Raw genomic sequence first — 19,315 nt, forward strand, 5'->3', positions numbered from 1 at the left:
CTTCACCTCTAACTAAAGATCTTGCGGCAAAACACAGCGGCCTTTGTCGTAGGTCCCAACGGAGCGCAGGATTTCGCGGTCTTCTGGCTCGATGCGGCGGCCAGAGATTTGACTGTCCAAGACGCGCCGCACAAGGGCGTCTAACCGCGTTACCAAGTAACAATCCACGTCTGGTTCTGCGTGGGTATTGCCGATACCGCTGTCATCGGTCAGGAACAAATAGCGGGACTGTGTGGCCGCAGCCATGGCCCGCATGACATATTGAGCCGCATCATCGACGCCAGAAGCTGCAATCGGCACCACTTGAATGCGTTTAGCGCGCGCAACTTCTGCGCCATTCCACGTCGCGGCAACATCTTCGCCATGCGGAGGTGCATCTGCGACGAGAAGGAGTGATTTGATTGCGCCAGGCCGTCAGGACAAGCCCATGGCCCTGTTCATCGCCACTTCCATCGCCTCGGGTGTGTCACCACCACCATCTGCGCTTTGCGCCGCAACCAAATTTTGAGCCTTGCTGGGGTCCTTCATGAAGTCAAAGATGCGGGTGACATAGTCATCCCCTTTGTCGCGATAGAAGATCAAGGCAATACGAATGTCCAAATTCGGGTGGCGCTGTGAAATGGCACCAACGATAGCCCGCAGCTCAGACTTCAAATATTCCAGTTCGTCGTTCATGCTTCCCGTCGTGTCGACCACAAGCGCCAGATCAAATTGGTCAACCTCTTTGCGCTGACCACGCAGCTCCACGGCAACATTTTGTGCACCGGGAACGTCCGCAACATTGATGCGCCGTATGGGGCTGGCGTCATTGCCACTTTGGGCTGTCATTGTGATCGATGCACCCAGTCTGTCCAGGTCTGGGAAGAACACCACTTGTCCATTGGCAAGTCTGCTGAGGCTGAGACTATTGCCGTCCGCGCAGGTAAGGGTCACTTTCGCAAATGGCATGGGCTGGCCGTTTTTATCGCGAACCGTGACGCTGAGGACGCGGCCCGTGTCAACTTTCGGGACGCCCTGCAGGGTTTCGCCTTTCAGAAACTTGTCGACATAGCGCTGGTAAAGACGAGGATTGAGTAAGTCATCGTGCTCACCAGCGGTTAATTGGCCCGATTGAGGTGCAATTTCTGGCCTAGGTTTGGGTACCTTTTCCGACCGTGAGTCTGTGGCGCCTACCTTGGCCTCAGCGGTCGGCGAACTCATGGCGCTTGCCTCGCTGCGAGCGCCCGAGACGACAATTGAAGCAGGGTCCGATGCGCCTACCAAAGGACTGGCAGTGATCGCGACCTCCCCAACCAGTGGCGGGGCTGGCGGAGATGGAGGAGGTAGTGGTGGCGACGGTGGAGCTGGGAGCGGAGATGGCGCGCCGACCTCGCGCGCTTTGCGCGCCGAAGACGCCCTATCGTCACGGCTGCCCCAACGAGAAGGTCGGGTTTGCTGGCGGCTCTCTTCCGGTGCCAACGCGATCAGCTCCGGTGCGTTTCGGCAAAGTCCAGCCCCATCCCTTTTTAAGAAACTATCCGGCTGGACAGTGTCGCTTGCTGCCGGCAGCGGTAGGGCAAGGCTTAAGGCAGCTGAGAGCAATAAAAGACGACGCATGGGTGTGCCTCAAAAGAATAGGGGTACCATCAAACCATGATTAAGCAAAAAAAGGGCTGGTTTGCGTCGGAATAATGACTTCTTGCAAGGAAACTCCCCCTTTCCTGCATCAGAAAAGGGGGAAGAAGCTTCCTAGGCAGCGCGCGCCAATTGGCGCAGCACAAATTGCATGATGCCGCCGGACAAATAATAATCAAGCTCATTGGCCGTATCGATGCGGCTGATCACGGGCGCAATCACCACCGTCCCGTCGGCACGGCGGATTTCGATTTCCATTTCTTTGCGCGGCGCGATGTCCTTGATGCCATAAATGGTCACAAGCTCATCTCCCACCAGTTTCAGGCTGGCCCAGGTGACGCCATCGCAGAATTGGAACGGCAATACGCCCATGCCGATCAGGTTAGAGCGGTGAATGCGCTCAAAGCTTTCAGTTACGACCGCGCGCACACCCAAAAGATTGGTGCCCTTTGCTGCCCAGTCCCGCGAGGAGCCTGTGCCATATTCCTTGCCCGCAAAAATCACGAGGGGAGTTCCCGCATCCTTATAGAGCATCGCTGCATCATAGATCGGCATCACCTCGCCATCGGGCCAGTGTTTGGTGACACCACCTTCCACGCCCGGCACCATTTGGTTCTTGATGCGGATATTGGCAAATGTACCGCGCATCATCACTTCATGATGACCGCGACGTGCGCCGTAGGAGTTAAAGTCAATGGCACTGACGCCATTTCGGGTCAGATATTTACCGGCAGGGCTTGAGGCTTTGATCGAACCTGCTGGCGAGATATGATCTGTGGTGATGCTGTCGCCAAATAAGCCGAGGATGCGCGCTTGTAAGATGTCGGTGACACGTTTGGGTGTCATGGTCATGCCCTCAAAATAAGGTGGGTTCGCAACATAAGTTGAGTGTGCAGGCCAATTATATGTTTGGCCGCCTGAAACCTGTATCGACTGCCAGTTTGCATCGCCTTTAAAGACATCGGCATAACGGCGCGCAAACAGATCAGGTGTGACAAAATCGCGCATAATGGCTGACACCTCGCGTGTGCTAGGCCATATATCCCTGAGATAAACGGCTTGACCATTCAAGCCTGTGCCTAAAGGGTCTTTAGTAAGATCGATTTGCATGGATCCAGCCAATGCATATGCCACCACTAGGGGCGGGGACGCCAAATAATTGGCCCGTGTGTCGGGATTAACCCGCCCTTCGAAATTACGATTACCCGACAATACAGAGGCAGCAACCAAATCGCCTGCAACAATCGCCTTGGTAATAGCTTCAGGCAAAGGTCCAGAATTACCAATACAAGTTGTACAGCCATAGCCCACCAGATTGAAGCCCATGGCATCTAGATCAGCTTGAAGACCTGATAGGGTTAAATAATCAGTGACAACTTGTGATCCTGGTGCGAGCGATGTCTTAACCCATGGCTTAACCGTGAGACCCCGTGCGCGCGCTTTACTGGCAACCAGTCCAGCCGCAATCAAGACAGAAGGATTGGAAGTATTGGTGCAAGATGTGATGGCGGCTATGACCACATCTCCATGGCCAAGGTCATGATTGTGGCCTTCAACGCTGACACGTTTGGTCACTTCGCCTGCTTTGCCAAATTCGCCTTCAAGTGCTGACTTAAAAGCTGTAGACGCATCCGCCACTAAAACCCGATCCTGTGGGCGTTTGGGCCCTGCCAGAGAGGGCTGTACACTACTTAGATCAAGGGCCAATTCATCGGTGAAAATCGGCAGGCCTGCATCATGCTTCCACATCATATTGGCTTTGGCATAGGCTTCAACCAAAGCTACCCGTTCCTCATCACGCCCGGTTGAACGCAAGAAAGTAATTGTGTCTTCAGCAACTGGGAAGAAACCACAGGTCGCGCCATATTCTGGTGCCATATTGGCGATGGTTGCGCGGTCTTCCAATGTCATGGAATCAAGTCCCGGGCCAAAGAATTCAACAAATTTGCCGACCACACCTTTTTTGCGCAGCATCTGGGTAACGGTCAGCACCAAATCGGTTGCGGTAGCACCCTCTGGCAGTTTCCCATCCAGACGAAAGCCAACCACTTCAGGGATCAACATTGATATGGGTTGACCCAACATCGCCGCCTCGGCTTCAATCCCGCCGACACCCCAACCCAGAACCGCCAAACCATTGATCATGGTGGTGTGGCTATCGGTGCCAACCACGCTGTCAGGATAGGCGATTTCAACACTCCCGTCCTTGGCGGTCCAAACGGTTTGAGCCAGATATTCTAGATTGACCTGATGGCAGATGCCGGTGCCGGGCGGTACCACACGGAAATTCTTAAATGCGCTTTGGCCCCAGCGCAAGAACGCATAGCGCTCACCATTGCGGTCATATTCAAGATCAACATTCTTGGCAAAGCTGTCGCCCTGACCGGCATAATCGACCATGACAGAGTGATCGATCACCAAATCAACTGGGATCAGTGGATTGACCTTTTCAGGATCAGAACCCAAGGCCGCAGCCGCATCGCGCATGGCGGCCAGATCCACGACAGCGGGAACGCCGGTAAAGTCCTGCATCAAAACCCGTGCTGGGCGAAACGCAATTTCGTGTTCGGTCTTGCCCTTATTGTCCACCCAGCGCGCCACAGCCTCAATATCGGCCTTGGTGACGGTGACGCCATCTTCGGCGCGCAACAGATTTTCCAGCAGGATCTTTAAGGTCACCGGCAATTTAGACACATCGCCCAAGCCATTCTTGGCGGCGGCTTCTAAAGAATAATAGACATAGGTTTTGGAGCCAACACCCAAGGTTTGGCGTGAATTGAAACTATTGACTGAGGGCATGATAAGCCGTCCTTTATTCGAGCGAGTTGATAGACCCCTTTGGCCCTTCACCAGCGGCAAAAAGCACCAAAGGTTTCGCCCGCAAGGGTCGCGCGCTAGTGAGCGGCGTCTCGACCGGCGGTGACCACCCACTAGGGTAGCGCTCCTTCTTTAACGCCTAAATGGTTAAAGGTCTATGCTTGCGTTCAGGGTGGGGTGCACCTATTGAGACCATGGTGAGGATTGGTGCTTCAAGGTGCACCAATAATGTAGGTTCAAAGACATCATCATCGCGGTCGCTAGAAACCCCTCACGCACCTCAATGCCGTTAACCGTTCAGGCCAGCCTTGGAGCATTCAAATCGAGAATGAATGACACCCGCATGCCTTTGGACAAGACATTAGCTTGTCCTGGCCTCAAAAATCGTAAGCGATGCCCTTACGCTCCCAATCGCCAAACCGCGTTGGCTCTGCCCCTTTAGGTCCGTTTAACTCTGGCGCTAAAGCGCGCTTCTGTTGGGCTTGTTCCTGACGTGCTTGCGCCTCTGCAAGCGCGCGTTGAGCAGGGCTGCTGGTTTGAGCGGCAAGCTCATCACGTAGAGGTGATGGCAAAGGGGGGGTAGCATGGCTTTTTTCTGGCATGATAGACCTTACATATAGGCCCTGCTTTGATGGAGTCGAGCCTAGGATGAATACGACCAAGACCTTTATCTTATTGGCGGCTTTGACCGGCCTTTTCATGGCCCTTGGCTATGTGATCGGGGGGCCCGGTGGCATGGCGATTGCTTTTGTGTTGGCCGCAGCTATGAACATCTTTTCCTATTGGAATTCAGATAAGCTGATATTGCGTGCCTATCACGCCATTGAAGTTGGGCCCGGGGACCACGATCCTACAATTGCGACCTATGCCCAAGATGTGTTGACCATGGCGCAAAAGGCCAATATGCCAGTGCCGCGCATTTATGTGATCCACAATGACCAGCCCAATGCTTTTGCTACTGGGCGAAACCCGCAAAATGCGGCGGTTGCAGCCACCACTGGCCTATTGTCACTCCTAACACGCCAAGAGGTGGCCGGGGTGATGGCTCACGAACTCGCCCATGTGAAAAGTCATGATACGCTGACCATGACGGTCACGGCGACCATTGCTGGGGCGATCGGAATGCTAGCCAATTTTGCCATGTTTTTTGGCGGTGACCGCGAGCGACCCAATCTTGTGGCGATGATTTTGATGATGATAGTCGCCCCGATGGCGGCGGGCATTGTGCAAATGGCCATTAGCCGTTCACGCGAATACGAAGCCGATCGGTTGGGTGCCCAGATTGCCGGCGATCCAAAGTGGTTAGCTTCGGCCTTGGAAAAGATTGAGCGCTATGCTCGAAATGTGCCCAATGAGGATGCGGAGCGCAATCCTGCTACCGCCCACTTGTTTATCATCAATCCACTCGCCGGTGGGCTGCGTGATAACTTATTCTCAACCCATCCCGCAACCCAAAATCGGGTGGCAGAGCTCAATGCCCTAGTGGCAAGCGATGCGCAGGGAAATGCTTTGGGGATTGACGATCAAGCTCGCTCGGCTGGGGTCCAGCAACGGCAGTCCAAAAGCCCTTGGGCGCGCAAGAAGGGGCCTTGGGGTTAGCGCAAAATCATGGCTAACTGTTGGATTGGACAACAAACAGGCATTTGCGCTTGACCGGGCAGGTCTGTGCGCGCAGGACGCTGCCATGCCCCTTCCAAATGCCACAGCAGACCGGAACCGCTTTAGGAAACCCAAACGTCAAACTCCGCTGGTGAACCCCGATCCTGCGCGCTTTGCTGCCGTGTGCATGGTTTCCCATGTGATTGACCAGCGCTGGACTTTGGAAGAGGCGATGCGCAGGGAACAATCATTTGTTGGCTTAGATGGGCGTGACCGCGGCTTTGCGGCACACCTTACCTTGGTGACATTACGGGCTTTGGGGATTGTGGACGCTGTGCTTGCAACGAAACTGGCACGCCCTTTGCCTGATAGCGCTCATTTTGCCAAAGCATTGTTACGTGTTGGAGCCGCCCAATTGATTGAGGGTTTAGCGCCCCCCCATGCCGCGGTAGGGCGTGCTGTAGATCTTGCTAAATTTGAAGCGACAGGACGCGGCTTTGCTGGACTTGTGAATGCCGTCCTGCGTGCCATCGCGACCGAACCTTATTCCCGCCCGCACGACCGTGAACGTGTACCCGCTTTATGGTGGAACCGCTGGCGCAGCGCCTACGGCGCGGAAACCGCAGATGCTATTGCATCGAGTTTAGCTCAGCAACCAGCTCTTGACCTCAGTCACAAAGGTGATGGAACCATCATTGCAAAAGCGGTCGGAGGCGATTTATTACCAACGGGCAGCATTCGATTGCGTGAAACGCCTTCCGATGTGACGGCTTTGCCACTCTGGGGCGAGGGCAATTATTGGGTGCAAGATGGTGCGGCTGCTTTGCCTGCAAAGCTTTTAGCCACAAAGCGCGGTGAAACTGTGTTGGATATGTGTGCGGCCCCCGGGGGTAAAACCCTGCAATTGGCGGCCACAGGCGCGCGCGTAACGGCTTTGGATGTGGATAGTGCCCGGATCAATAAGGTCGCTGAAAACCTCGCCCGAACCGCGCTAACCGCCCAGTTGATGGTGGCTGATGCGCGCCAATTTGACGCGCCAGAAAGTTTTGATGCCGTGCTTTTGGATGCACCTTGCAGCGCAACAGGAACTTTGCGCCGTAACCCCGAAGCTTTATGGATTAAAACTCCTAGCCACGTGGCGCGCTTTGCCCAAACTCAAGCTGAGCTGATCTTGACTGGCGCACAGGCTCTAAAGCCCGGTGGCCGATTGGTTTATGCGGTGTGCTCACTTGAACCAGAAGAAGCGCAATCGGGTGTTCAAGCAGCTCAAGAGTCTGGATTAGTGGTGTCGCCAATCAAACCAGATGAGCTACCAAAGCTGGAGCAGGCCATTACAAAAGAAGGCTATGTGCGTATATTTCCAAGTTATTGGGGGGAGCTGGGTGGCTTGGATGGATTTTTTATCGCACGTTTTAATAAAACTTAACTGAGGCTAAGCTAGCACTTGCGCTTAGAAGTATGCTGTCGATGCCTAGAAGAGCAAAAATTCCCTAAAAGAGAACCAAACTTCTATGTCAAATCTCCTGATTAGCCCTTCAATTTTATCTGCAGACTTTGCAAAGCTTGGTGAAGAGGTTGCAGACATCACGACGGCGGGTGCCGATATGATCCATATTGATGTGATGGATGGCCATTTTGTACCCAATATAACCATAGGACCCCAAGTTGTTCGGGCGCTTCGGTCCTATTCGGATAAGCCATTTGATGTCCATCTCATGATAGCACCGGCCGATCCTTATCTTGAAGCCTTTGCACAAGCTGGTGCGGATATCATCTCAATTCACCCGGAGGCAGGTCCCCATTTGCACCGCAGTCTACAAACTATCACACAATTGGGCAAAAAGGCCGGCGTCGTTCTCAATCCGTCCACGCATGAAACGGCGATTGAACATGTCATTGACTGTGTAGACCTGATTTTGGTGATGAGTATTAATCCAGGTTTTGGCGGACAGACGTTTTTGCCAAGTCAGCTTCCCAAGATCGCGGCACTGCGCACGATGATTGACCGTTCGGGCCGCAAGATTTTGCTTGAAGTTGATGGTGGCGTAACTCCTGAAACGGCGCGGGCCTGCATTGATGCAGGTGCTGACACATTGGTGGCTGGAACCGCCGCTTTCAAAGGCGGACCAAGCGCCTATGTTGCCAATCTTGCAGCTCTCAAAGCAGCAGTGGCATAAAGCAAGTCATGTCAACTCAGCCAAGTTCTCTAAGTGGTACTAGTCTTGTTGCTTGGTTCGGCCAAGAATGGCGCAATATGGTGAAAGCGGCTTGGAAACGCGATGAAGAATTGGTCATCCCTGCCCATTGGTATCGTCTGACCGATATCAGGCCGGCAAACCGTGAAGAGGGAGAGGCGCTGGCAAGGGGGCTTGCACCTGTTCGGGCCGGACTTGGGAATTTTGATCCCGTCAAAGGTCCATTTCACGTACCTGCATCCTTCAACACAGCTTGGGCGGTATCATTTGAATTTCTCCGCGACCTTTCAACCTTAGAGGATCACTTTGTTCCGATCGTGGAAACCTGGTTGCCTCACTGGTTTGAAAATCATCCCAATGCTACACCCAATGCACTTTCAAGACTAACTCTTGATATGGTTGGGCTGTCCAATAATGAACATATAATCTGTCGTGGACGCCGGGTGCTCAATTGGCTGGCACATCTATTACCAATATCCCACCAGCTTACACCTGCCTCACAAGCCAGGATTTGGGCATTTTTTCTCGCAGATGTCAGGTGTCTGTGTTCAGATGGTCGAGGATTTTTAAGTCAATTAAGGTCTGCCTTTGTGCCTACAAATCGCCGCGTTTTATGGATGCGGGCCTGCGCTATACTTGGGGTACAAGCCTGTGCACCAGGTATGCTAGCACAAGATGTGGTTGACGGGGCTGTTGGGTGTATTGACGAATTGATTTGCCCCGACGGTATGTTTGCCGATGGCTCTATTCTGGGTACATTGTCTGCGACTGCAGATTTAGCCATGTTGACTAAGATTGAGGCCATCGAGCCTATTTTTCAACGTGCGGCACAAGCGATTGCAACCTTAACTCGGGGTGATGGTTCGCTCGTCACTTTCGGTAACCAGCACGGGTTTCGCGGCTTGGTTGAAGCGATTTTAGGATCGCATGACTGGCGTCGATCGACCATTTTAAAGACTGGTTCCATCGGGTTTTTAGAAATTGGCGACCTTAGAATTTGGACACGCGGCTGTAGCAGCCCAGGCTATCATGGCCCCCTAATTGAGGTTGAGTGGCAGGGCCAGATTTTATTCACCACAGGTGATGAATATGGGTCAGCCTTAAGATTTGATTGTCCTGCCCATCTAAGCAAACCCCAGTGTCGTCGGCGCGATGAAGACGACAATGTAACCCTTGAAGTCAGTTGTCGGGTAGATGTAGCTGGGCAACACTATACGTGCATCCGAACGATCACGGTTTCAGCAGACCACAATTTGATCAAGGTTCAAGATCTCTTATTCCCAGAAGCTGGGGGGGGCATTCCACAAAGGGTTTATGGCTACTTTTTATTGGGCCAAAATTGCCAAACTGTGATCTGTAAGGACGGTCAAAGCGCTTTGATTCAATTACCCTCAGGTGTGACTTGGCGGCTTCGAACTTGTAGTTTACAAATTATCGCGGAGGGTTTATCAAATTATAGTAAAGGGGGTATTTCTCAACATTTGTTGATGTGTTTATTGGGCGACCAGTCCTCGCGCCGTGAGATCGACATGCGGTGGGAGCTCCAACTTGAGGATAAAGCATGACACGCCATAAAGTTAAGCTATTTTCAACGGGTTATTTCATCGACATTTTATTGTCCATGCTAAGCTTTTGGTTGGCTCTTAATATCGCTTATGGTTTAGGTTTTCCCACTGCGAGCGATAAGGGGTTCATTCTAGCCGTTGGTAGTTATGGCACCTTGACGGCGATCGCATTAATTGGATTTAAACTCAATCAATTTGTTTGGCGTTGGACTTCTGCTGACGATCTGGTGCGCCTTTCCCAAGCGGTTGCTGCGTCTGGAATTGGCACAGTTGCGGTGCTGTTTTTTGCAGATCCACAAGTCAGTGTACCGCGAATCTCCCCTGCTTTAGCGGCTGTTATTTCTTTTTTGATGATGGCGGCGGCGCGGGGATTTTCGCGGGTTTTTGCGGGTGGGGGGCTTGGCGCTTTGTTTCGTGCGATTGCCCCCAATGCCCCAGCAACAATTATAGTAGGTCCCATCGATGCGATTACACAAGCAATTCAAGCTGCTCGCTTGTCGGGGCCTTTGCCTATCCGCCCCATTGCTATTGTCTCCACTTTTGGAACCCAAGTGGGTAAAATCTTTGCAGGGGCACGGGTGTTTGGTGGCCTTGATGCTTTGGAACCCCTTGTTACAGATGCACTTTCAAGAAATTCTGAAGTTCGCATCGCACTAATTGGTCGTGATCCTGGTCGTCAGGCCGCCCAAGTTGCCTTGAAAATCGCCGCGCACAAAGGGGTTGCTTTGATGCGTATTCCTGAGGGTTCGGGTGCTAGTTTGGGGGCTGTGCATCCCGCTGATGTCTTGGGGCGTACACGGCGCGAACTCGATCTGCGCGGACCGCGGAATCTGGTACGATTCAAGCAAGTGCTTGTCACAGGTGCTGGCGGGACAATTGGCAGTGAGATTGTTAAGCAAATTGCAGAGCTTGGGCCTGCTAGGATTGTTTTGATCGATTCATCTGAAAATAATTTATATCAAATATCCTCGGAAATCAGCACCCTTCATCCTAGTATAGATATTGTTCCTCGACTTTGCGACATCAGAAATGCGCCTCGGATTCAAGCGATTTTTGAAAAGTATCGGCCTAATATGGTGGTTCATGCCGCTGCGAACAAGCATGTCCCGATGATGGAAGGGCATTTTTGCGAAGCCTTAGAGGTTAATCTAGGTGGCACCTGTGTGGTTGCCGATGCTGCACTGGCGGTCGATGTTGAATCATTTGTGTTTATTTCGACTGACAAGGCGGTAAACCCCGTCAATGTCATGGGAGCTGCAAAGCGAGTTGCTGAGCTTTATGTTCGTGACTGTTCGCTCCGTGCAAAGGGCACATTCCATTCCGTCCGATTTGGAAATGTGTTGGGGTCGAGCGGTTCAGTGATGCCACTGTTTGAACGTCAGATTGCTCGTGGCGGGCCCGTAACCATCACCCATACGGAAATGACACGTTGGTTCATGACAGTGGAAGAAGCCAGCTCCTTGGTATTGCAAGCCGCAGCGATTGGGGCTGAGCAAAGAGGTGAGCTGCCAAGTGGTCAGTTCGTACTCGATATGGGTGAGCCTGTTCGTATTGTGGAATTGGCACAATCCATGATCCGTATGAAAGGTAAAGAACCTTGGCGTGATGTTGCCATCATTGAAACTGGATTGCGTCCAGGTGAACGCTTGCACGAACAATTGTTTCATACCTATGAACAAGTGGTGAGCACCTCAATTGAGGGCGTGATGTTAGCCAATGACCCAGTCGATCCAGTCCCCAATCTGCGTATATTGATCGATCATGTGCTGGAGGCAGCTCGCAAAGACAAAGAAACAGCTGCTTTAACCTGGTTGCAGCATATCTTGCCTGATTTCAGACGCGGTGCAAATCAAGTGGCGAGCCTAAAACGTATTGACGTGGCTGGTCTAGAATAACTGAGCTTACCTTAAGGATCTATCTCAATGTCTAAGGTCAAAAATAACTTGATCATGGCATCCTCTTTTGCAAGCAGGCCACCCATGTCCAACTCAACCCAACGGGCTTTTCATTCATCAAGTCAACCGAAATCGTCTTGAAGGTTTTAAGGATTAAAGAGAACTGATCGGTGGAGTGTATCTGCTGAAAAGCCTTTGGGATACTGGCTGCTTGTGGGCCTTGCTTGAAAAGCAGATGCGCTTGACCCTAGAAATGCGTAAACGCTGAAACGCGATGAGCTGCTTATCCGCTGGCATGTTTTCAATTACCCCCATTCATTTCCCCCACCGTCAATTTCAAGATTAAACTTATGCCGACAGGACAATGACTGGGGATTTGGCGAGTATTCGTCAAACCTGCATTCTATTTGCGCCCAATGCTCACATAGGTGAAGCCGTCCTGCCTTAAATCTTCAGGATTATAGATATTGCGCAAATCCACCATGATCGGGGTGACCATGGCCAGTGCAATGCGTTCAAAATCAAGTGCTCTAAACTGATCCCACTCGGTCAAAATGACGATGGCGTGGGCATTGTCTGCCACATCATAAGGCCCGTCTACGAAGATGACATCTTTCAATTCCTTTTTCGCCTCTGCCATCCCTTCAGGGTCATAGGCTCGTATCTTTGCACCTGCGGCTTGTAACGCCGGAATAATGTCTAGGCTTGGCGCTTCGCGCATATCATCGGTATTAGGCTTAAAGGTCAAACCCAATATGCCTATGGTTTTATCCTGAACCTCACCTCCACAGGCTGTGATAATTTTAGTGGCCATCTTTTTTTTGCGGGTTGTATTGGCTTTAACTGTTGCTTCTACAATTGATACTGGTACGTCGGCTTCCTGTGCGGTTCGCATCAAGGCCAAAGTATCCTTGGGAAAGCATGAACCCCCATAACCTGGACCGGCATTGAGGAATTTCTTGCCAATCCGATTGTCCAACCCAATCCCACGCGCGACTTCTTGGACATTAGCCCCAACCTTTTCACAGACATCTGCCATCTCATTGATATAAGCGATTTTGACAGCCAGAAAGGCATTGGAAGCATATTTGATCAACTCGCTGGTACGCCGATCCGTGAAGAGGATTGGTGTCTCATTCAAAAATAAAGGGCGATAAAGTTCGCGCATGACTTGGCGGGCGCGCTCATCACTTGTACCCACAACGATGCGATCAGGGCGTTTAAAGTCAGAGATTGCAGCCCCTTCCCGCAAAAACTCAGGATTGGAAACGACTGAAAAATCCCCCTTAGGATTGGTTTCACGCATGATAGATTCCACGCGATCCCCGGTTCCAACTGGTACCGTAGATTTGTTGACGATGACGGTATAATGATCGAGATGGGCGGCAATATCCCGCGCCGCCTGTTCAACGAAATTCAAGTCGGCATGGCCATCGCCGCGCCGTGATGGGGTGCCTACAGCGATAAAGACTGTGTCGGCATCACGGACTGCTTCTTTCAGTTCGATGGAAAAGGTCAAACGACCGGCTTTGGTATTGGCTTCAACCAAGTCAGCTAAGCCGGGTTCAAAAATCGGCATGATACCTTGTCGCAAATTCTCTATCTTACCATCATCCTTATCGATGCAAACGACTTGATGGCCAAAATCTGCAAAGCAGGCACCAGAAACCAATCCGACATAACCTGTGCCGACCATTGCTACCCGCATCACTCTTTCCCTCAGTATACGATCTAATCAGATATAATTGATGTCTGTTCCTTTATAATTACACAAACTAGGCGTCATTCATCAAGGACGGGTCAATAATTGCTCCATCATGGTTCGAACAGCTTGGCCCCATTCTAGATCTTTAAGCGCATAGCCAACAAAGGCCTGTGCATAGCCAAGTTTAGTGCCACAATCAAATTCTTGGCCTTCAAACTCAACGGCATAAAACGCTTGGCTTCCCATGAGGCGAAGCATCGCATCGGTTAATTGGATTTCCCCACCTGCGCCACGGGGTTGGGTTTCGAGATAGTGGAAAATCTCTGGTTGAAGAATATAACGCCCGGTAATTCTTAAGTTTGAAGGGGCCTGATCGCGAGCTGGCTTTTCAATCATCCCAGTCACAGCCATCGATTTCCCCATTTGGGGGCCATGGGCAATGACACCATAATCGGATACTTGATCACCGCGAACCGGGTCCACCGCAATCACATTGCCCCCGACTTCATGATAGGCAGCCATCATTTGGGTTAAACAAGAGGGGGAACTTTGAATCAAAACATCCGGCAACAAAACTGCAAAAGGCTCATAACCAATGATATCACGCGCGCACCAAACTGCGTGGCCTAGGCCAAGCGGGGATTGCTGGCGGACAAAGCTTTTAGAGCCAGCTTCGGGTAGCATATCCTCTAACATTTTAAGCTGAACAGTTTTGCCTGCGCGTCGTAGCGATTCTTCAAGCTCATAAGCTCGGTCAAAATAATCTTCGATGGCATTTTTGTTTCTTCCTGTAACAAAAACAAAATGCTCAATCCCTGCTTCTAAAGCCTCTTCCACGACCCAATGGACAGCGGGACGATCAAAGACAGGCAGCATTTCTTTGGGCAGAGATTTGGTTGCCGGTAAAACGCGGGTTCCAAAACCTGCAACCGGCAAAACAGCCTTGCGTATCTTTTTCATACCCATCCCTTACCTATAGCTTGGCTTGTTTTGAAGATGGCCTTACTAAAAGGAACTTACCGCACCCAAACGAGCAAGCGTCATGAGCGTTCTGACGATTTGAAATTCGCTTATGTCTTGGGGGGATAAATAGCAACCACTCCAGCAGGCAATTAAACATGAGATATCGGATAATTGGTCAAAAAACCATGCTAAATCCTTTGACCTTGAGCACAAAGCCAGCCTGCTTTAAGGGCATGCAACCCTCAGGGCATGGCCTATGCCTAACCAATAGGACTGAATATGAAAATCTTTATCGACACGGCTGAAGTTGAACAAATCAAACTATTAGTGCCAACAGGCTTGATTGATGGGGTCACAACCAATCCATCGTTGATTGCAAAGTCAGGGCGTAAGATTGGCGAAGCAATTGTCGAGATGTGCGCCCTGATTCCAGGCCCTATCAGCGCAGAAGCAGTAGCTTCTGATTATGATACCTTATTGGCAGAAGGTCGTTTTTTAGCAAAAATTGCGCCCAATGTCGTGGTAAAGTTACCCCTGACACCTGTGGGCTTGCGGGTTTGTAAGACGCTTTCCGATGAAGGCACGCCCGTCAATGTAACTTTGTGCTTTTCAGCCGTTCAAGCCCTTTTGGCCGCAAAGTCTGGCGCAACCTATATCTCACCCTTCATTGGCCGCTTGGATGATAATGGCAGTGATGGCATGGAACTGATCCGGGACATTCGGCTTATTTATGACAATTATGGTTTTGAAACGCAGATTTTGGCGGCCTCCGCACGAACCGCGTTGCATGTGCGTGATGCGGCTTTGGCGGGGGCGGATTGTGCAACTTTACCACCCGCTGTATTCAATGCCCTCTATAAGCATGTGCTGACAGATCTTGGTTTAGATGCTTTTATGAAAGATTGGATTACAACGGGCCAATCCATCCTATAAACCATTTTGTGCTGTCACATGAGGTTCAAAGCTTTTTGGATTTGCTTATGAAAGAAGGCGGGGTTGTTTGGCGAAACCTGTGACTACCCACACCATCACGCCCGTGATTATGACCGGGGGATCAGGGTCGCGACTATGGCCCTTATCGACACGCCTGAAGCCTAAACAGTTTCATGCCTTGCAGAGCCAACAGACCATGTTTGCCCAGACCCTACAGCGCGTCGCATGTGGGCAATCCGTCCTGTTTGGCGCCCCAGTGATTTTGTGCGGCCAAGCCCATGCCGGTTTTGTGCGTGAAGAGCTTGTGACAAACGCCATCGTGGATGCAACCCTGATTATCGAGCCCGTAGCGCGCAACACTGCCCCAGCGGTGGCGGTGGCGGCCTTGGTGCAGGCCGAAACAAACCCTGATGCCTTGATGCTGGTTTTGTCGGCTGACGCGGTTATCACCAAGCCTGAGCGTTTGTATCAGGCCTGTCTGGATGCCCAAGAAGCAGCACTGGACGGTAGAGTTGTGACATTCGGAATTACCCCGCTTTTCCCAGAAACTGCTTATGGATATATTAAGATTGGGGAATCCTTATCAGGGGGCGTATGTGCCGTTGACACCTTTCGGGAGAAACCAGATCTTGCCACAGCTCAGGCCTATGTGGCATCAGGGTCTTATGCATGGAATGCAGGTATATTCTTCTTCACACCAAAAGTCATTCTAAGAGAATTGGCGTTACATGCACCTTTGGTTTTAGAAGCTGCCCGCTTGACGCTAAGTGCCAGCCGAAACAACAGGGGCGAAATCGATCTTGATGAGGACAGCTTTAAGAAGGCTCCATCGATCTCTTTAGATTATGCGGTGATGGAGGCGACAAAGCGAGCTGCGGTTGTGTCGGTCGATATGGGATGGCGTGATGTCGGCTGCTTTAGCACATTGTGGGAGTTGGCCCAGAAAGATGAAGCTGCAAATGTATGTTTAGGAAAAACAGCACTCTTTGATACTTCAGGCTGCCTCGTGCGATCTGAATCCATACCCGTGGCTGTAATTGGGGTAAAGGATTTGGTGATCATTGCGACCGATGATGGCATTTTGGTCTGTGCCAAGGATCGTACCCAAGACGTTGGGCTGGCCGCCCACGCCTTCAAGGCAGAAGGTTCTGTTGCCTAAGACCGACCTTGACCAACCTAAGCTGGAGCTTAATAATGACCAAGACCACCCTAACCAAGCCACGCGCCGAACTTAGGACCAATACGCTTGATTTTGAGATGACCCCTTTGGTCAAGCCGACAGGTTTTCGCGAATATGATGCACGCTGGTGGTTTGGGATGCAGGGCAATGATGCCGCCCCTGAATTGAATTTTCTCGGTGTTCAAGCACTCGGTCTTGGTCTTGGAACCTTGTTGCAAGATTATGGCACCAGCCGGGTTGTTGTGGGGCATGATTATCGATTTTATTCCTTGTCGATCAAGCAGGCTCTGATATTAGGTTTGATGCAGGCAGGCTGTGAGGTGCTTGATATCGGCTTGGCCTTATCGCCTGTCGCATATTATGCTCAATTTGCCTTGGATGCGCCTGCCGTTGCCATGGTCACGGCAAGTCATAATGAGAATGGCTGGACTGGCGTTAAAATGGGTGCGCATAAGCCCTTAACCTTTGGACCTGAGGAAATGGGCCGCTTAAAGGACATTGTGCTCTCCGGTGCTTTTGAGGAGCGCGTAGGGGGAAGTCTCACCCGGATCGATGGGATGCGGGAGCGCTATATAGCAGACATTGTTGATGATTTTAAGCTGAGCCGACCTATCAAAGTCGTTGTGGCATGTGGAAATGGTGCCGCGGGCGCTTATGCTCCAGAGGCATTGCGGGCCATGGGCGCTGATGTGGTTGAAATGGATTGTACACTCGACTGGACCTTTCCCAAATATAATCCCAATCCAGAAGATGAACTTATGCTAAAAGCTATGGCAAGTACTGTGCTTAACAGCGGGGCAGAACTTGCCTTGGGCTTTGACGGTGATGGTGATCGCTGTGGCGTGGTTGACGATCAAGGAGAAGAGATTTTTGCTGATAAAATTGGTTTATTGCTTGCCCGCGACTTGAGTTCTAGTCATAAAAACGCAACCTTTGTCGTGGATGTGAAATCAACTGGGGCTTATAAGATTGACCCAGTTTTAAAGGCCAATGGGGCAAGGGTGGATTATTGGAAGACTGGGCATTCTTATATTAAGCGCCGCACCCATGAACTAGGTGCATTGGCAGGATTTGAAAAATCAGGTCATTTTTTCTTTCGTGCGCCTTATGGGCGTGGTTATGATGATGCCTTGGTTGCGGCACGCGCCATTTTAGGCATGTTAGACAGGGCAGGTGGGCGCGTGCTTTCTACTTTAAAACAAGAATTACCCTTAACATGGACATCGCTGACCATGTCTGCGCATTGCGCTGATGAGATTAAATATCAAGTGATTGACAAGGTGGTTGCCAATTATGTCGCTTTGGCAAACACGAATGAATCCATATTAGGACGTGCCATCCGCGATGTGAACACGGTCAATGGTGCCCGGGTAACGTTAGCGGATGGATCCTTTGTTTTGGTTCGGGCTTCCTCCAACAAACCAGAATTGGTGGTGGTTGTGGAAAGCAGTATCTCAGATGGCGACATGCGGGCTTTATTCCATGAAGAAGTGAAACCAAGGCTGGCAGCCTACCCCGAAGTAGGCCACTATAATCAAACGATTTAAACTGTCCCAAAGAGGCTTACCTATGCAGGAAGTGGTGCAACGATTGCGGGCTTGGATGTTTGACCAGGCTCTGCCTCTTTGGGCGGAACTGGGTTGGGACAAAAGCCATGGTGGTCCTGTTGAAGAATTGGGTTTAGATTTTAAACCCTCCGACCCCGGCTTTAAGCGCGTTCGGGTTTTTTGCCGCCAGCTCTATGTTTTTTCCCATTCCTATATCCTTGGCTGGGAGCGCGGACTAAGCGAAGCGCATCGCATGTTTCAGTCGATGATGTCATGCTGCTGGCAGGGTTCAAAGCTTGGCTGGGCCAAGCGTGTGTCATCCGATCATAAGATACTTGATCCGACTACGGATCTTTATGACAACGCTTTTGCTCTGTTTGCATTGGGTTGGTATTATCGCGTAGCACCTTCACCGGATGTCTTGCAATTGATGTTGGAGACTGCCGATGTGATTGATCAGAAGTTACGCCATCCGAAACTTGGATTTTGGCACCAAATTCCGCCTCAAGGCCCGCGGTTGCAAAACCCCCATATGCACCTCTTAGAAGCATCTTTGGTTTGCTATGAAAGCACGCAAGCACAGATTTTTGCTCGGCTGGCCCATGAAGTCTTTGGCCTGTTTCAGTCCCATTTCTTTAACACGAATACAAAGGCACTTTGCGAATACTTTGACGATGATCTTATACCACTTTTGGGGCAGCAAGGGCGTTTGGTTGAGCCTGGCCACCAGTTTGAATGGGCCTGGATTTTGGTGACTGCGGACAATCTGTTGGGTTTGGAGCTGGGCACCTTAGTCGATGACTTGATCGGCTTTGCAGAGGCCAAGGGTGTCGATCACGCCACTGCGGCCACGTATAATGCGATCTTGGATGACGGCAGTTTGATCGATGCTGGGTCACGCACCTGGCCAAATACGGAGCGGCTTAAAGCCGCCGTGGCAAGATTTAAGTTAATGGGTCATGATCCTTGGCCTGTTATTCTACCCACGATAGATTTATTGTTCTCACGCTATCTCAACACCAACCCACTTGGAGGTTGGGTGGATGCATTTGATGCAAATGGGCATCAAACAGCAACAACAATGCCTACTTCCACCTTTTACCATCTTTTTTTAGCTTTCGCCGAAATACTGAAACTTGCAGACGCACGCTAAGGTTGGATCGTGCATTGCAAAAGCACCTTGGGCATATGACTGGGCTGGCCTTCACCCTACATCATGCTGTGCACTCATGACCTTATGGGTCCCTAGGGCGCATTTCTATAATTGGCTGATTGTTATGAAGGGTCCTAGTCTGGAAATGA

The 19,315-nt window shown here is 51.1% G+C and carries 16 protein-coding genes; 10 read left to right on the top strand and 6 right to left on the bottom strand.

Annotated elements, in window-relative coordinates:
- Positions 1 to 12: 12 nt before the first annotated feature.
- Positions 13 to 300, bottom strand: a complete 288-nt coding sequence (locus PsB1_RS04725; RefSeq protein ID WP_284359407.1) for a hypothetical protein — start codon at positions 298 to 300, stop codon at positions 13 to 15.
- 114 nt (positions 301 to 414) lie between these two features.
- A complete protein-coding gene (locus PsB1_RS04730; protein ID WP_284359408.1) occupies positions 415 to 1,200 on the bottom strand; it encodes a vWA domain-containing protein in 786 nt (261 codons plus the stop codon).
- On the opposite strand from PsB1_RS04730, the gene PsB1_RS04735 reads away from it, so the two are divergent.
- The gene (locus tag PsB1_RS04735; protein WP_284359409.1) at positions 1,199 to 1,636 is read left to right on the top strand and encodes a hypothetical protein; all 438 of its coding nucleotides are present in this window, start codon (positions 1,199 to 1,201) and stop codon (positions 1,634 to 1,636) included. The two genes, PsB1_RS04730 and PsB1_RS04735, sit on opposite strands and share 2 nt — an antisense overlap.
- 92 nt (positions 1,637 to 1,728) lie before the next feature.
- Here the strand turns inward: PsB1_RS04735 and acnA are convergent, their stop codons facing one another.
- Both acnA and PsB1_RS04745 read right to left on the bottom strand, forming a co-directional pair.
- Positions 1,729 to 4,413 carry an aconitate hydratase AcnA gene (acnA, locus tag PsB1_RS04740; protein WP_284359411.1) on the bottom strand — a complete coding sequence of 895 codons (2,685 nt, stop codon included), beginning with the start codon at positions 4,411 to 4,413 and terminating at the stop codon, positions 1,729 to 1,731.
- A 395-nt stretch (positions 4,414 to 4,808) separates the two neighbouring features.
- Positions 4,809 to 5,033, bottom strand: a complete 225-nt coding sequence (locus PsB1_RS04745) for a DUF1674 domain-containing protein (RefSeq protein ID WP_284359412.1) — start codon at positions 5,031 to 5,033, stop codon at positions 4,809 to 4,811.
- 46 nt (positions 5,034 to 5,079) lie between these two features.
- Between PsB1_RS04745 and htpX the strand changes: the two genes are divergently transcribed.
- From htpX to PsB1_RS04770, 5 genes are all read left to right on the top strand, one after another.
- The gene (gene htpX / locus PsB1_RS04750) at positions 5,080 to 6,030 is read left to right on the top strand and encodes a zinc metalloprotease HtpX (protein ID WP_320412717.1); all 951 of its coding nucleotides are present in this window, start codon (positions 5,080 to 5,082) and stop codon (positions 6,028 to 6,030) included.
- Positions 6,031 to 6,115: 85 nt separating this feature from the next.
- Positions 6,116 to 7,456, top strand: coding sequence for an RsmB/NOP family class I SAM-dependent RNA methyltransferase (locus tag PsB1_RS04755; RefSeq protein WP_284359414.1), 1,341 nt, complete (start codon positions 6,116 to 6,118; stop codon positions 7,454 to 7,456).
- An 85-nt stretch (positions 7,457 to 7,541) separates the two neighbouring features.
- Positions 7,542 to 8,207 carry a ribulose-phosphate 3-epimerase gene (gene rpe, locus PsB1_RS04760; protein WP_284359415.1) on the top strand — a complete coding sequence of 222 codons (666 nt, stop codon included), beginning with the start codon at positions 7,542 to 7,544 and terminating at the stop codon, positions 8,205 to 8,207.
- An 8-nt stretch (positions 8,208 to 8,215) separates the two neighbouring features.
- Positions 8,216 to 9,790: a hypothetical protein gene (locus tag PsB1_RS04765; RefSeq protein WP_284359416.1), complete on the top strand. Its 1,575-nt coding sequence runs from the start codon at positions 8,216 to 8,218 to the stop codon at positions 9,788 to 9,790.
- The gene (locus PsB1_RS04770) at positions 9,787 to 11,685 is read left to right on the top strand and encodes an SDR family NAD(P)-dependent oxidoreductase (RefSeq protein WP_284359417.1); all 1,899 of its coding nucleotides are present in this window, start codon (positions 9,787 to 9,789) and stop codon (positions 11,683 to 11,685) included. Before PsB1_RS04765 ends, PsB1_RS04770 begins: the two co-directional genes overlap by 4 nt.
- 403 nt (positions 11,686 to 12,088) lie before the next feature.
- Here the strand turns inward: PsB1_RS04770 and PsB1_RS04775 are convergent, their stop codons facing one another.
- A complete protein-coding gene (locus PsB1_RS04775; RefSeq protein WP_284359418.1) occupies positions 12,089 to 13,393 on the bottom strand; it encodes a UDP-glucose dehydrogenase family protein in 1,305 nt (434 codons plus the stop codon).
- An 81-nt stretch (positions 13,394 to 13,474) separates the two neighbouring features.
- A complete protein-coding gene (gene galU / locus PsB1_RS04780; RefSeq protein ID WP_284359419.1) occupies positions 13,475 to 14,350 on the bottom strand; it encodes a UTP--glucose-1-phosphate uridylyltransferase GalU in 876 nt (291 codons plus the stop codon).
- A 282-nt stretch (positions 14,351 to 14,632) separates the two neighbouring features.
- Between galU and fsa the strand changes: the two genes are divergently transcribed.
- From fsa to PsB1_RS04800, 4 genes are all read left to right on the top strand, one after another.
- Entirely contained in the window at positions 14,633 to 15,286 is a 654-nt protein-coding gene (gene fsa / locus PsB1_RS04785) for a fructose-6-phosphate aldolase (RefSeq protein WP_284359420.1), read from the top strand.
- A gap of 67 nt (positions 15,287 to 15,353) precedes the next feature.
- Positions 15,354 to 16,445 carry a mannose-1-phosphate guanylyltransferase/mannose-6-phosphate isomerase gene (locus PsB1_RS04790; protein ID WP_284359422.1) on the top strand — a complete coding sequence of 364 codons (1,092 nt, stop codon included), beginning with the start codon at positions 15,354 to 15,356 and terminating at the stop codon, positions 16,443 to 16,445.
- Positions 16,446 to 16,480: 35 nt separating this feature from the next.
- Positions 16,481 to 18,013, top strand: a complete 1,533-nt coding sequence (locus PsB1_RS04795) for a phosphomannomutase/phosphoglucomutase (RefSeq protein WP_284359424.1) — start codon at positions 16,481 to 16,483, stop codon at positions 18,011 to 18,013.
- 22 nt (positions 18,014 to 18,035) lie between these two features.
- Complete coding sequence (locus tag PsB1_RS04800; protein ID WP_284359426.1) at positions 18,036 to 19,166, top strand: AGE family epimerase/isomerase; 1,131 nt, start codon at positions 18,036 to 18,038, stop codon at positions 19,164 to 19,166.
- The last annotated feature ends 149 nt before the right edge of the window (positions 19,167 to 19,315 follow it).

This window comes from Candidatus Phycosocius spiralis (genome assembly GCF_030158815.1).
GTDB lineage: Bacteria > Pseudomonadota > Alphaproteobacteria > Caulobacterales > Aquidulcibacteraceae > Aquidulcibacter > Aquidulcibacter spiralis.

Coding starts and splice junctions, on each gene's coding strand:
- PsB1_RS04735 (WP_284359409.1), top strand. CDS start 1,199: ATGGCGCTTGCCTCGCTGCGAGCGCCCGAGACGACAATTGAAGCAGGG.
- PsB1_RS04730 (WP_284359408.1), bottom strand. CDS start 1,200: ATGAGTTCGCCGACCGCTGAGGCCAAGGTAGGCGCCACAGACTCACGG.
- acnA (WP_284359411.1), bottom strand. CDS start 4,413: ATGCCCTCAGTCAATAGTTTCAATTCACGCCAAACCTTGGGTGTTGGC.
- PsB1_RS04745 (WP_284359412.1), bottom strand. CDS start 5,033: ATGCCAGAAAAAAGCCATGCTACCCCCCCTTTGCCATCACCTCTACGT.
- htpX (WP_320412717.1), top strand. CDS start 5,080: ATGAATACGACCAAGACCTTTATCTTATTGGCGGCTTTGACCGGCCTT.
- PsB1_RS04755 (WP_284359414.1), top strand. CDS start 6,116: ATGCCCCTTCCAAATGCCACAGCAGACCGGAACCGCTTTAGGAAACCC.
- rpe (WP_284359415.1), top strand. CDS start 7,542: ATGTCAAATCTCCTGATTAGCCCTTCAATTTTATCTGCAGACTTTGCA.
- PsB1_RS04765 (WP_284359416.1), top strand. CDS start 8,216: ATGTCAACTCAGCCAAGTTCTCTAAGTGGTACTAGTCTTGTTGCTTGG.
- PsB1_RS04770 (WP_284359417.1), top strand. CDS start 9,787: ATGACACGCCATAAAGTTAAGCTATTTTCAACGGGTTATTTCATCGAC.
- PsB1_RS04775 (WP_284359418.1), bottom strand. CDS start 13,393: ATGCGGGTAGCAATGGTCGGCACAGGTTATGTCGGATTGGTTTCTGGT.
- galU (WP_284359419.1), bottom strand. CDS start 14,350: ATGAAAAAGATACGCAAGGCTGTTTTGCCGGTTGCAGGTTTTGGAACC.
- fsa (WP_284359420.1), top strand. CDS start 14,633: ATGAAAATCTTTATCGACACGGCTGAAGTTGAACAAATCAAACTATTA.
- PsB1_RS04795 (WP_284359424.1), top strand. CDS start 16,481: ATGACCAAGACCACCCTAACCAAGCCACGCGCCGAACTTAGGACCAAT.
- PsB1_RS04800 (WP_284359426.1), top strand. CDS start 18,036: ATGCAGGAAGTGGTGCAACGATTGCGGGCTTGGATGTTTGACCAGGCT.